Origin of the sequence: Frigoribacterium sp. CFBP 13707, assembly GCF_014842245.1 — a bacterium.
GTDB lineage: Bacteria > Actinomycetota > Actinomycetes > Actinomycetales > Microbacteriaceae > Frigoribacterium > Frigoribacterium endophyticum.
This window is the reverse complement of record NZ_JACYVL010000002.1, coordinates 26,617-39,224: the sequence shown is the minus strand read 5'-3', so window position 1 is coordinate 39,224 and position 12,608 is coordinate 26,617. Positions and strand designations below refer to the sequence as shown.

The following is a 12,608-nucleotide window of genomic DNA, read 5'->3' as shown; positions in this document are numbered from 1 at the left end:
GGCTCCGGGCGTCAGGCGGTGAGCACCATCGTCGCCGTCAGGGGCAGCTCGGCCACCGACGTGCCGACGTGCAGCGTGAACTCGCCGGGCTCGTGCGCCCACGCGCCGTCGCGCCAGTCGGCGAAGGCCCGCGCCGGCACCTCGACCGTCACCGCGGCCGACCCGCCCGCCGCGAGCTCGACGGGCCGGAAGCCCACCAGCCAGAGCGCGGGGCGCTCCACGACCGAGTCGGGGCGCGACGCGTAGACCTGCACCACGTGCTTGCCCGCGCGGGCGCCCGTGTTCTCGACCTGGACGGTGACGGTCACCGCGCCTCCCTCGGCCACCGCGTCGGAGACCTCGAGGCGCGACTGGCGCCAGCTCGTGTAGCCGAGGCCGTGGCCGAACGGCCAGGCCGGCTCGACGCCGGCGCGGAGCCAGGCCCGGTAGCCGACGTGGATGCCCTCGTCGTAGCGGACGGTGCCGTCGACCGGCGTGACGTCGAGCACCGGCACGTCGGCCGTGGCCGCGGGCCAGGTCGTGGGCAGGCGGCCGCCGGGCTCCGCGTCGCCGACCAGGAGGTCGCCGAGGGCGTGGCCGTACTCCTGCCCGCCGAACCAGGTGAGCAGCACGGCGGCGGCCTCGTCGCGCCAGGGCAGCTCGACCGGCGAACCGGCGTTGACGACGGCGACGGTGCGCGGGTTCGCGGCGAGCACGGCGCGGGCGAGGTCGTCCTGCCGGCCGGGCAGCGCGAGCGTCGAGCGGTCGAAGCCCTCCGACTCGACCTTGCTGTTGGTGCCCACCACGAGCACGACCAGGTCGGCGTCGGCGGCGGCGGCGGCCGCCTCGTCGATCAGCTGCTGCGGGTCGGTGTCGTCGGCGTCGAGCCCGGCGGTGAACATCATGGTGCCGGCGAAGGCCTCGCCGCTCGTCTCGGCCCGGCGGTAGCGGATGACCAGCTCGACCGGGCGACCCGCCTCGACGTCGAGCGGGTGCGACTCGCTCGGCGGGGCGAGCAGCGCCGCGCCCAGCTCGTCGCCGTCGGCCTCGGTGCGGGCGGTGAAGAGCTCCTCGCCGTCGACCACGAAGGTGGCCTCGCCGATCGAGGCGAAGCCGAGCCGGACCCGGCCCGAGGAGGCGGGGGTCCAGGTGGTGCTGACCTCCAGCTCGTGCAGGCACTCGACGGGTGCGTCGCCGCCGAGGTAGACCAGGGCGGTGGCCCGTCGCTCCTCCGCGAAGATCTCGTCGCCGGCCTCGTCGAGGAAGCGCACGTGCACGCCGGGCTCGCCCGTCGCCGGGTTCGTCAGCTCGGCGAGCGGCAGCTCGGCGACGCCCTCCTGCACGACCGCGCCGACCGACCAGGTCACCTCCGCGTCGGGGAAGGCGGCCCGGACGCCCTCGACCGGGCTGACCACGCTCTCGGGCACCACGGTCGCACTGCCGCCGCCCTGGGTGCGGGCCCGGTCGGCGTTGTCGCCGATCACCGCGATGCGGCGCACGCTGCCGGGGGCGACGGGCAGCAGCCCGTCGTTGGCCACGAGCACGGCGCCGGCGGCCTCGGCCTCGCGGGCGAAGGCGACGCCGTCCTCGACGTGCACGGGGTCGGTGCCCTCGAACCCCTCGAGGGCGCCGACGCGGGCGGCGAGACGGAGCAGGCGGAGCACCTTGCGGTCGACGTCGGCTCGGTCGACCGAGCCGTCACGCACGGCGGCGACCAGCGCGTCGCCCCAGGGCCCGACCGGGCCGGGCATGACGAGGTCCTGGGAGGCGCGGGCGCTGTCGACGGAGCGCACCGCCGTCCAGTCGCTGATGACGACGCCGTCGAAGCCCCACTCGCTGTTGAGCGGCGTCTCGAGCAGGTCGTTCTCGGTGGCGGTGGTGCCGTTGACCGAGTTGTAGGCGCTCATGACCAGCCAGGCCCGCGCCTCCACGACGCTCTTCTCGAAGGCGAGCAGGTACAGCTCGCGGAGGGCCCGGTCGCCGACGACGACGTCGGCGGTGAAGCGCTCGGTCTCGAAGTCGTTGGCGACGTAGTGCTTGGGGGTGGCCCCGACGCCGTTCTCCTGCACGCCCGTCACGTAGGCGGCCGCGAGGTCGGCGGTCAGCACGGGGTCTTCGCTGAAGGCCTCGAAGTGGCGGCCGCCGAGCGGGGAGCGGTGCAGGTTGATGGTCGGGCCGAGCACGACGTCGACGCCCTTGCGGCGGGCCTCGACGGCGGACGCGTGGCCGTAGCGGCGAGCAACCTCGAGATCCCACGTGGCGGCGAGCGCCGTTCCGCTCGGGAGGTTGAGCGACGGGTCGCGCTCGTCCCAGAACTCGCCGCGCACCCCGGAGGGGCCGTCGGAGAACAGCATGCGACGGAGGCCGATCTGCTCGATCGGCCAGCTCGTCCAGAAGTCGCGGCCGGTGAGCAGCTGGACCTCCTGCTCGAGCGACAGCTGCCCGAGCAGCTCGGTGAGGCGGGCGGTGACGGCGTCGTCGCCGGCGGAGGAGGGGGTCACGAGGGGCCTTCCGGTGGTGGTCGGAGATCGGTCGCGGCCGGCGCAGCACCGCGTGGGGGGAACGCTACTCGACAAAACCGAACAGCGGTGGGTTTTCGTGGCGTCGGTGGCGGCCGAGCCGCCGGGGGGTGGGTAGCCTGGCGCACATGGCACAACGGGGTTCGTACGCGAAGGGGATCGCGAAGCGCGAGGAGATCCTGCGGGTCGCGCTGGAGGTGGTGGCCCGCAACGGGTTCCGTGCCACCTCGGTGAAGGAGCTGGCCGACGCGGTCGGGCTCACGCAGGCCGGCCTGCTGCACTACTTCGACAGCAAGGAGGGGCTCTTCACCGCCATCCTCCGCGCCCGCGACGAGGCCGACTCGGCCCGCTGGGCCGAGCTCGACGACATCGTCGACCTGCTGCTCGCGGTGATCCGGCACAACTCCGAGACCCCCGGGCTCGTGCAGCTCTTCGCGAGCCTGTCGACGGCCGCGACGAGCGACCCCGGGCACGCCGCCCGCGACTACTTCGTCGAGCGCTACGCCCGGCTGCGCGTCGACTTCACGACGGCGATCGAGCGACGACAGGTCGACGGGCAGATCGCCCCCGACGTCGACGCCGTGACGCTCGCCGGGGTGCTGGTCGCCGTCAGCGACGGCATGCAGCTGCAGTGGATGCTCGACCCGAGCACCGACATGGCCGAGCACGTGCGGCTCGTCTGGGAGCTGGCCCTCCGCACCGCGACGGTGGCCGCGCCGGCCTGACCGGGCGACCACCGCCTCCTCGCGGACCAGGGGCCCGGGTGCGGCGTCAGCGCACGCGGCGGATCGGGATGATGACGAGCGCGCCGATCACGGTCACGATGCCGGCGCCCCAGAGCATGACGACGTAGTTGTCGTTCGTGGCGCTGCCGATGCCGAGCAGGGCCAGGGCGAGGGCCGGGGCGAGCGACTGCGGCAGGGCGTTGGCGATGTTGATGACGCCGAGGTCCTTGCCGGGGCGGTCGGCGTTGGGCAGCACGTCGACGATCAGCGCGGTGTCGACGGCGGCGTAGATGCCGAAGGCGAAGCCCATCACGACCTCGGCGACGTAGAACCCGGTGACCGTCTCGGCGTGCGCGAGCATCACGAGGCCGACCGCGAAGACGAGGGTCGAGCCGGCGACGAAGACCTTGCGACGACCGGTGCGGTCGCTCAGCCAGCCCGAGACCGCCGCGCTGATGAGCAGGGCGATCGTGTAGAGCAGCACGCCGAAGGCGACGGCGGCCGTGGCCTCGGCGACGTCCTCGATGCCGAGGTGGCGCTCCATGTAGAGCAGGCGGTACGTCGTGAACATGAACGTGCCGAGCGTGATCAGGAAGCGCGACCACCAGGCGAGGCCGAAGTCGGGGTTCTTGATCGGGTTGGTCCAGAACGAGCTGACCAGGTTCACGACCGTGAACTTCTTGAGCTCGTAGGCGGGCAGCTCGTCGCGGGCCACCACGGCGTAGACGAGCACCAGGACGACGGCCAGCACGCCCGGCAGGACGAACAGCACCGGGAGGTTGCCGACGAGGTACACGGCCAGGTAGAGGCCGGCGAGGATGGCGACGTTCTGCGCCAGGGCGATGATGCTCGACGCCCGGCCGCGCTGCACCTCGGGCACGTTGTCGGCAAAGCTCGCGATGAGGGTGGCGAGCACGGCGTTGGCGGCGATCTGCGCGAGCAGCCAGGCGAGAGTCAGCGTGAGCTGGTCGGGCGCCGCCGCCACGAGGCCGAGGGCGACGGTTAGCAGCACCACGCCGCCGACCAGGTAGGGGCGACGACGGCCCCAGCGGGTGCGGGTGCGGTCGCTCAGGGCACCGATCAGCGGGTTGGCGATCAGGGCGCCGAGGGCGCCGATCGGCAGCACCTGGCCGACGAGGGTCTCGGGGCTGTCGGGCGCGAGCTGCTGGGCCTTGAGCTGCATGCTCACGAAGACCGGCGAGAGCAGGGCCACGAACAGGCCGAACTGGGCGAAGCCGAGGGCGGCCAGGTAGCCCCTGCCCACTCGGATCGTGCTGACGGGTTGGGTGAGCACGGTCTCACCGCGCGGGCCGGACAGGGCCATTGACGCCTCCTCGAGTCAAAACCTAGCTGCACTAGGTGTTCGTGACTGTACACGAGCGTGAGCCGGTGTCAACAGCTCGTGACGACAGGTGTCGGCCGGCGCGCGGGCAGCCTCGCGCCGTCGAGGACTCAGGGGAAGGACGCGCCGCAGGCGTCGGTCGCGGCCCGCGGCGCGTGTCCCTCCTGACTCGTCGACGGGGGCGGGGCGCCGAGGGAGGCGGGCGGGCGGAGCGGGCCGCGCCTAGGGTCGGGGGTCACGACCACGAGAGGACGCCCCATGAGCGACCAGAGCGACCACGACCAGGAGGCCGTCGAGGCGGCGGCCCTCGCGACGTTCCGGGACGACCCGCAGGGCTCCCCCGCGAGCGGCGACGACACGACGGCCGACGACGACCTCGTCTCGCCCCTCGGCGGCACCACCTCCGGCGAGGAGGACTACGTCGCCGTCGACCCCGCCGGATACTCGGGCGAGGCGACCGCGGGCCTCGTCGCCGACGACGAGGACGGCCGCGGCGAGAGCGGCCCCGAGCCCGGCGCCCAGGTCGGCGGCAGCGCCGGGCGCTGACCCCGCCGGGCGCTGACCCCCGCCGGGCGGGGCCGGGTGGCATGCTGGTGGGGATGACCTCCTCGCGCGCGCACCTCGACGACCTCGCCTCCTTCATCCAGGCCTCGCCCTCCTCCTTCCACGCCGCGGCCGAGGCCGCCCGTCGGCTCGACGCGGCGGGCTTCGACCGGCTCGACGAGCGGGCCGAGTGGCCGACGGGGCCGGGCCGCCGCTACGTCCTGCGCGACGGCGCCGTGATCGCCTGGATCCAGCCCGAGGGCGCCACCGCGACCACCCCGTACCGGATCGTGGGCGCGCACACCGACTCCCCCGGCTTCAAGCTGAAGCCGAGGAGCACGACCGGCACCCGCGGCTGGCTGCAGGCCGGCGTGGAGGTCTACGGCGGACCGCTCTACAACTCGTGGCTCGACCGTGACCTCGAGTTCGCGGGCCGGCTCGTGACGCGCACCGGCGAGGTGCACCTCGTCCGCACCGGGCCGGTGCTGCGCTTCCCGCAGCTGGCCGTCCACCTCGACCGCGGCGTCAACGACGGCCTCACGCTCGACCCGCAGCGTCACCTCGACCCCGTGGTCGGGGTCGGCCCGCTCGCCGACGCCGACGTGCTCGGTCACCTCGCGGGGCTCGCCGGGCTGACCGGCGACGACGTCGCCGGGTACGACATCTCGGTGGCCGACACCGCGCCTCCCGCCGTCATCGGCCTCACGGGCGACCTCTTCGCCGCGGGCCGCATGGACAACCTCACCTCGACGCACGCCGGCCTCGTCGCGCTGCTCGACGTCGCGGCGTCGGGCGTCGAGCTCGCCGACGTCGCCGTGTTCGCGGCGTTCGACCACGAGGAGGTGGGCTCCGAGACGCCCTCGGGCGCGGCCGGCCCGATGCTCTCCGACGTCGTGACCCGCGTCACGGCCGGGCTCGGCGGCACCGAGGTCGACCGGCTCCGCGCCCTCGCCGGCTCGTGGTGCCTCTCCGCCGACGCGGGCCACGCCGTGCACCCGAACTACCCCGAGCGCCACGACCCCGTGAACCAGCCCGTGGTCAACCGCGGCCCCCTGCTGAAGATCAACGCGAAGCAGCGCTACGCCACCGACGGGCCCGGCGCGGCCGAGTGGGCGCGCTCGTGCGAGCAGGCCGGCGTGCCCTATCAGGAGTTCGTCTCGAACAACGCGGTGCCCTGCGGCTCCACCATCGGGCCGATCACCGCGACCCGCCTCGGCGTCCGCACCATCGACGTGGGCGTGCCGCTGCTGAGCATGCACTCCGCCCGTGAGCTGTGCGGCGTCGACGACCCGGGCTACCTCGCCCGCGCCGCGGCGGCCTTCCTCGCCCCGGTCGCCGCGGCCTAGCCCCGAGGACGGCACGTCGGTGCCCCAGAGTTCTCAACGGCTTGATCGCCCTCTCGAGCGTGGGTCGACCTGCAGTCCCCGTGGTGAAGCCGATGGGCCACCGGGCCCACCGGCTCGTCCGCTAGGCGCAGGCCCAGAGACTGATGCTGCTGCTGGGGTGCCCCCCGGCACATCCGAAGAAGCTCGCTGAGCTCGACAGAGTGTCGTTCGAGGTGCGCTCGGCGAGGCCTTGCAATTCGAGGATCGATGTCATTTAGTTCACCTCCCCTCATATCGGGGTCGTACCCGGCTGTTGATCAAGCCGGGAAGCCACAAGGGGGTTCCCTCATCAAGAGAAAGCAACATCAGCAGAACCCCAGCTGAGCCCGTACCGACGTCGGTCGAAAGACGGAGGAGCTGATCCCCGACGCTGAAGGTGCCGCCGTTCCAGCTCACGAGGCTTCGACGCAGGTGGGAGGCCTGCTCGCGCATGGAGGTGGCCACGTCGAACCATGGGCTCACGCTCTGTAATCCAGCCAAGATCCCGGCCCTACCCCGGAGAAGGCCATCGAAAGCGTAGAGATCTGACGTGCAAGCCGTCATGAAGGCCTCTACATCGTCCTCGTACGCCGATGAACCGTCGATGAGATCGTGTAGCCGCAGCGCGGAATAGGCGATCAGGTATCCCGCGGAGCCGTTCTCGAGGTAGGGAAAAGTGCGCCGACCATCACACTCCCCGAGCCCCGCGACCCCTGGACGAGAATCGCGCCGACGGCGCCGGTCCATCGCCAACGACTCGAGCGCGGAGTCCATGAGGTAAGCGTCTTCTGCCGCCTTTCCTACCAGGGCCTGGGCGAAGGCGAGTCCGGCCGAACCGCGCCACAAGCCCGGAGCTCGTCCAAGGCTGTCCTGGGCGAGGTCTGTGTGGCTTCGTCTCGTGGCACGATGCGCTGTGTAGACGGCGAAGTCGAGGTCGTAGTCGATTTGTTGAACGGCGATCCCTGCAAGACCTCGGGCAAGACCAACCGAACGCACCCGTCCCGCGGCGCGCTGGACGGTCTTGCATGTCAGGTCCGCCGCTTCGTGCTGTCCGAGCTCGGACAGAGTTGCCGCGATGCCAGCCAGTCCGTCGAACAGTCCGAGCTCCGCACCCGACGTAAGGTACGCCGTCGTCAAACCAGAGACCATGTCTGCGGGAACGCCCACCTGGGAGCGATGCAAAGCTGTCGCCAGGCCCGCTGTCCCGTTGACGTAGGAAAACCGTCGGAGAGTCGACGTGTCGAGGGGATCGCCGAGGCAGTGCTCTCGGGACAAGCTGGCCAAGCTCCGGGCCATCACACGGGCGATCGTGCGGTCTGTTGTTGTGGCGTCGATTTGGGCAAGATTCGGAGGTGACTCAGGACGAAGCAGTCTCACAGCCGAATGGTCGCGAAACCTGCTTTCGAGTTCGGAAATGAACGCCTCCACGTCTTGCCCGTACAGGTCGGCCACTCGCTCGATCAATTGAGGCCAGACATCTGGCGACAAGATCTCTCTCGCGAATGCCGGCTCGAAGGCTGACATGGCCACTCGGGAAAGAGAGAACCAATCCGATTCAGCGGCCGTGAAGCCCGCCGGTGGGGCGTACCCGATCGCGTTGAACAGCCCCAGCGTGCGAGATTCAGGCGCTCTTCCGTCCTCGAGATCAATGAGGACTACGTCGTTCCCAGACGTGACGATGACATTTCCAGGATGAAGATCTCCGAAGACGACACCCATGGAATGCAGATGCTCCACGCAATCTACGAGTTGCCGCAGCAGATGGAGAGTCTCAACGGCATAGGAGATCCGAGCGTCCGCGCTGCCCGTCGGATCTAGTCCGGGGCAGAGTCGCGAAGTCCGCTCGAGGAGAGACACACCCTCGACGTACTGCATCTCGAGAAAGTCGTGCCCCGAGACCTGAAAGAAGTCAAGGACCCCAGGTACGATCCCGGAATTCTGTAGTCGAAGGAGATTCGTGTGCTCTTGACGCAGACGCGACGGCGCGAGGAGGCCCGAGGCGTCGAGTCCCGCATGAGGTCTCGCCTCCTTCAGGATGGATTTGAGCCCGTCGTGACTGGTTGCGAGGTAGACGCCTCCCGCGTTTGAGAACTGGATCGGCTCGATGGACGCGTACCTGTTGAGGGGTCCTAGACCGTCTGCGACTGCCAGTGCAGAGACAGCTTCCTCGACCACGGGTGGATGGCGACCGACAGGCTGACGGAAGACAGGGCTCCTGACGTCGGGAACGAGAGTGCTCGATTCGTCAGGATGAGCCAAGATTCCCCCGTCTGCATCGGGGATGACGAGCGGCATGAATCCGCCGTACCGGAAGTACACGGGCCCAGAACGGAATCGCACGTCACCTAGGACGTAGGGCGACGAAAAACCATTCAGGGCAGCGTCGAGCCCTTCGGCGATGTGGTTGAGCAAGCGGTCGTCAGGCGGGTAGATGACAACGAGCTTGCCCGCCGAGGACCTTTGCGCGTTCTTCGACAGCGCCCCTCGTACTTCATCCCAACGGGACACGTACTTGAACGGGGTCCGGCTGTCAACGCAGATGCGGACGGCAGCGCCGAGGACGCTCGGATAACCCTGGATCGTCGAGCTGAGATGGATCTTCCAACCGTGGGTCCGTGGAGGTAACCCGATTGGAAAAAGAGACCGCCAGTGAGTCCCCTCATCGACTAACCAATCGACAGGAAGCGGGACATCGAGGTCGCGATCGGGACGATAGGCGGTCGGCTCTGCATAGAAAGGGCTGTTTGGTGAGCAGAATGGCAAGATCTCCACCGCGTCCCCTTTCTCGGAATATCAGAATGTCTCGCTGTGAATGTAGCCTACGGCACATGACACAGGTGGATCAGCTGAGGCTGGCGGACGTCGAGATCAGGTACGGACGTCGACTCGTGGTGGTCGCCCCCTCGCTCGAGGTCACCCGGTCGTCGACGACGGCCCTCGTCGGCGCCTCGGGAAGCGGGAAGAGCTCGCTGCTCCGCTGCCTGTCGGGCCTCCAGCGCCCCTCCTCGGGTCGGGTCCTCGTCGACGACCTCGATCTCACGTCGTTGTCGCCTTCCCGGCTCGCCCGCCGCCGACGCGACCTCTTCGGCATCGTCCTGCAGGACGGCGGCCTCGTTCCGTCGCTGTCCGCCCTCGACAACGTGCAGGTCGCCCTCGATCTCCGCCGCATCCCGAGGTCGCGAGCCACGGCTCGATCGACCCTCGACCATCTCGGCCTCGCCCGTCTCGCCGACCGACGACCCGATCAGCTCTCCGGCGGTGAGCGCCAGAGAGTCGCTTTCGCTCGGGTGCTGGCCCAGGCAGCGCCGTTCGCGGTGCTGGACGAACCGACCTCGAGTCTCGACGCCGACAGCCGAGCCGATGTCGTCGACGGCATCCGCGCGCTCTCGGCCGCCGGCTGCGGCACGGTGGTGGTCACGCACGATCTCGAGCTGGCCGCGAGCTTCGACGCCGTCGCGGCGATCACCAGGGGGCACGTGACTACCCGTCCGGGCCCGACGACGGCCGCCGAGATCAGCCACCGGATCGACGGCGTCCGGTGATCGGCGTCCTGCACCTCGCCCTGGCCTCCTCGCGCGCGCTCGGGTCCGGTCGGCGGGCCTGGTACGCCTACGGTGCCGTCGTCCTGGCCACGGCCGTCGTCGCGGCGCTGTCCTTGACCGGTGTCGAGTCGGCAGGTGTCGCGCCCGCTCCGCTCGGCGGCATCGTCCGATCGTGGACGACTCCTGCCGCCCTCATGTCGGTGGTCGCTGGCTCGACCTGCCTCTCCGCGGTGTCCCGGCTGACCCAGTCGCAGTTCGATCCGACGCGCCGCGCCTGGGTGGGCCTCGGCGTCCTCCCGTGGCAGGGCCGCGCCCTCATCGTGGCTGAGGCTGGTGCTGTCGCCGCCGTGGCCACCGGTGCCGGGCTCGGTGCGGTGATCCTGGCGGCCGCGATCGGGAGCCCGCTCCCGACGCCTTGGGGGGCTCTCGTCCTCACGACGGGCCCGCTCGTCACCATCGGCACACCCGTCGTCGTCGCCCTCGCCACGGGTCCCGCGTTGATGGACGCGACCCGACGCTTCCCGACGCGCCCCCGACGTTCGACCATCACCCGCGCCGTCACGACCGCCGTCCCGGCGTCGGGCGTCGCGCTGGTCCTCGCCCTGATGCCGTCCGGTCCGACCGGGGACGACGAGATCGGCGAGCTCGTTCCGTGGTCACTGCTCGTCCTCGTCCTCGGGGCGGTGGCCGCGTCGAGGGTCGCCCCGTCGGCAGGCCGGCTCGTCGTCGGTGGGGTCGTTCGCGCGACGAGTGCCGGACGATGGACCGTTCCACGCCTGGCGCTGACCGCGGTCGCGGTCGCCCTCCGCCGAGACGGTGCGGGCATCTCCGTGCCGATGGTGGGCGTCGCCGTGCCTGGAGGACTCACCTCCGTGTTCCTCGCCGGGGACGAGGCGTTGCGCGCCGCCGGGTCCCTGACCCCGTCCGGAGCCACCGTCAACTGGCCTGCCGTGATCGGTCTCGCCACGGCCCCCGCGGTCCTCGCCGCGATCACGGGCGCCCTGCTCTTCGGACTCTCCGCCCCGGTCCGTCAGGACACCGGGCGGACACTGCTGGCGGCCGGGGCGACTCCGACGACCCTCTGGGCGATCGCGGCGTGCGAGGCAGTCCTCATCTGGGGCCTCGGAACACTCGGCGCCGTCGCTGTCATCACCGTGTCGGCCGTCCCGCTCCTGTCCGCGGCCGAGTCGGGCCTCGGCACCGGGACGGCCGTGGTCCTGAACCCCCTCACCCTCTGCTGCTCCGGGGTCGCCCTGCTCGCACTGCTCATCGGCAGCTCCCTCAGCCGCCGCTCGTGACGGCAGAGCGTCCTGCGAAGGCGGCGCCGCCCGCGCCGAGGGCCCAGTCGAGCACGGCGGGCCAGTCGCCGTAGCCGGAGTCGGGGGTGAGGTGACCGCCTCGGGGCACGACGTGGAGGGCGGCCTCGACCCGCGACTCCCACGTGTCGACCAGGCCGAGGGGCAGCCACGGGTCGTCGTCGCCCGCCACGACCACGGCGTCGTCGGCGGGCGCCGAGCCCGGCCGGCCGCGGGCGCCGAGCGAGAGGCGCCGCCCGTCGAACGTGGCTCCCCCGGCGAACTCCCGGACGGCCTCCTGCCCCGCGATCAGCTCGGGCGACGGAGGCGCCACCAGCGCCACGCGGTCGACCCGGGGAGGCGCGTCGCCGGCCTGCAGCTGCAGCCAGGTCAGGCAGGCGAGGCTGTGGCAGACCACCGTCACCGGTCCCTCCGGCAGGGCGGCGAGCTCGGCCCGCACCACCGCCTCCCACTCGGCCAGCCGCGGCTCGTCGGTGTCGGGCAGCTGCGGGTAGCGGACGACGAGGCCCCGCCCCTCGAGCTCGTCGGCGAGCCGGTGCTGCCAGTGGTCGGCCGGTCGCCGGTTCTGCCAGCCGTGCAGGACGAGGTAGCTCGAGGGTGCGGTCACGCCACGATCCTGCCCGACCGTGCAGGCGGGCGTGCCAGGCTCGTCGCATGACGTCATCGACCGCCCCGCACGGCTTCGGACCCGACTACGCGTTCACCGGGCGGCCCACGCTCACCCGGCACGCACCTCCGGGGTTCCGCCTCACGACGGCGAGCCGCGTGATCGGCCACGGCGACGACGACTTCCGACGGGCGGCCGACGCGGTACTGCGGTTCGAGGTGCACCGCGGCTCGGGCTTCCTGCCCGAGCAGGTGCCCGAGCGCGCCAGGGTCGGCGACGTGAACGTCTGGGCGATCCCGGTCGGCCCGCTGCGGTCGCGGGTGGCGTGCCGCGTCTTCGCCGTCGTCGACGACGAGCGCACCGCCGGCTTCGGCCACGCGGCGCTCGTCGGCCACCCGCAGCGCGGCTGGGAGAGCTACCTCGTGCACCAGCACCACGACGGGCGCGTCACCCTCGACATCCGGGTCGTCTGGCGCCCGGCGGCCTGGTTCATGCGCGCGGCCGGGCCGGCCGCGCGGCTGGCGCTCGGCACGGTGCTGCACCGCAACCTGCGCGCGCTCGACCCGGTGCTCGCGGCCTGACGCCCCCGACGCGACGCCTCGACGCAACGCCTCCGACGCGACGCCCCTGACGGGACGCGCCTGGCGTGGTGTCGCGCCCCGGCCGCCGCC

The 12,608-nt window shown here is 71.5% G+C and carries 10 protein-coding genes; 6 read left to right on the top strand and 4 right to left on the bottom strand.

Annotation, left to right across the window (positions count from 1 at the left end; genetic code table 11):
- Positions 1 to 11 precede the first annotated feature (11 nt).
- Positions 12 to 2,333 (bottom strand): beta-glucosidase, encoded by a 2,322-nt coding sequence (locus tag IFT45_RS03925; RefSeq protein ID WP_244637712.1) that lies wholly within the window; start codon positions 2,331 to 2,333, stop codon positions 12 to 14.
- Positions 2,334 to 2,626: 293 nt separating this feature from the next.
- Here IFT45_RS03925 and IFT45_RS03920 point away from each other — a divergent pair, with 293 nt between their 5' ends.
- Entirely contained in the window at positions 2,627 to 3,223 is a 597-nt protein-coding gene (locus tag IFT45_RS03920; RefSeq protein WP_185231697.1) for a TetR/AcrR family transcriptional regulator, read from the top strand.
- A gap of 46 nt (positions 3,224 to 3,269) precedes the next feature.
- Here the strand turns inward: IFT45_RS03920 and IFT45_RS03915 are convergent, their stop codons facing one another.
- Positions 3,270 to 4,547 carry an MFS transporter gene (locus IFT45_RS03915; protein ID WP_192126842.1) on the bottom strand — a complete coding sequence of 426 codons (1,278 nt, stop codon included), beginning with the start codon at positions 4,545 to 4,547 and terminating at the stop codon, positions 3,270 to 3,272.
- 276 nt (positions 4,548 to 4,823) lie between these two features.
- On the opposite strand from IFT45_RS03915, the gene IFT45_RS03910 reads away from it, so the two are divergent.
- Both IFT45_RS03910 and IFT45_RS03905 read left to right on the top strand, forming a co-directional pair.
- On the top strand, positions 4,824 to 5,111 hold the full coding sequence (locus IFT45_RS03910; protein WP_192126840.1) for a hypothetical protein: 288 nt from the start codon (positions 4,824 to 4,826) through the stop codon (positions 5,109 to 5,111).
- Positions 5,112 to 5,164: 53 nt separating this feature from the next.
- Entirely contained in the window at positions 5,165 to 6,454 is a 1,290-nt protein-coding gene (locus IFT45_RS03905) for a M18 family aminopeptidase (protein ID WP_185231693.1), read from the top strand.
- A gap of 258 nt (positions 6,455 to 6,712) precedes the next feature.
- On the opposite strand, the gene IFT45_RS03900 is transcribed toward IFT45_RS03905, so the two are convergent.
- Positions 6,713 to 8,791 carry a hypothetical protein gene (locus tag IFT45_RS03900; RefSeq protein WP_206759061.1) on the bottom strand — a complete coding sequence of 693 codons (2,079 nt, stop codon included), beginning with the start codon at positions 8,789 to 8,791 and terminating at the stop codon, positions 6,713 to 6,715.
- A 437-nt stretch (positions 8,792 to 9,228) separates the two neighbouring features.
- Here IFT45_RS03900 and IFT45_RS03895 point away from each other — a divergent pair, with 437 nt between their 5' ends.
- Together IFT45_RS03895 and IFT45_RS03890 are read left to right on the top strand one after the other, a co-directional pair.
- Positions 9,229 to 10,014: an ABC transporter ATP-binding protein gene (locus tag IFT45_RS03895; protein WP_244637710.1), complete on the top strand. Its 786-nt coding sequence runs from the start codon at positions 9,229 to 9,231 to the stop codon at positions 10,012 to 10,014.
- Complete coding sequence (locus IFT45_RS03890) at positions 10,011 to 11,312, top strand: hypothetical protein (RefSeq protein WP_185231687.1); 1,302 nt, start codon at positions 10,011 to 10,013, stop codon at positions 11,310 to 11,312. Before IFT45_RS03895 ends, IFT45_RS03890 begins: the two co-directional genes overlap by 4 nt.
- On the opposite strand, the gene IFT45_RS03885 is transcribed toward IFT45_RS03890, so the two are convergent.
- Positions 11,296 to 11,937: an alpha/beta hydrolase gene (locus tag IFT45_RS03885; protein ID WP_192045338.1), complete on the bottom strand. Its 642-nt coding sequence runs from the start codon at positions 11,935 to 11,937 to the stop codon at positions 11,296 to 11,298. The two genes, IFT45_RS03890 and IFT45_RS03885, sit on opposite strands and share 17 nt — an antisense overlap.
- Positions 11,938 to 11,984: 47 nt before the next feature.
- Between IFT45_RS03885 and IFT45_RS03880 the strand changes: the two genes are divergently transcribed.
- A complete protein-coding gene (locus tag IFT45_RS03880; protein WP_192126836.1) occupies positions 11,985 to 12,518 on the top strand; it encodes a DUF1990 family protein in 534 nt (177 codons plus the stop codon).
- Positions 12,519 to 12,608: the final 90 nt, after the last annotated feature.

Excerpts from the sequence above, each read along its gene's own strand:
- IFT45_RS03925 (WP_244637712.1), bottom strand. The coding sequence starts at position 2,333 with ATGCTGTTCTCCGACGGCCCCTCCGGGGTGCGCGGCGAGTTCTGGGAC.
- IFT45_RS03920 (WP_185231697.1), top strand. The coding sequence starts at position 2,627 with ATGGCACAACGGGGTTCGTACGCGAAGGGGATCGCGAAGCGCGAGGAG.
- IFT45_RS03915 (WP_192126842.1), bottom strand. The coding sequence starts at position 4,547 with ATGGCCCTGTCCGGCCCGCGCGGTGAGACCGTGCTCACCCAACCCGTC.
- IFT45_RS03910 (WP_192126840.1), top strand. The coding sequence starts at position 4,824 with ATGAGCGACCAGAGCGACCACGACCAGGAGGCCGTCGAGGCGGCGGCC.
- IFT45_RS03905 (WP_185231693.1), top strand. The coding sequence starts at position 5,165 with ATGACCTCCTCGCGCGCGCACCTCGACGACCTCGCCTCCTTCATCCAG.
- IFT45_RS03895 (WP_244637710.1), top strand. The coding sequence starts at position 9,229 with ATGGCAAGATCTCCACCGCGTCCCCTTTCTCGGAATATCAGAATGTCT.
- IFT45_RS03880 (WP_192126836.1), top strand. The coding sequence starts at position 11,985 with ATGACGTCATCGACCGCCCCGCACGGCTTCGGACCCGACTACGCGTTC.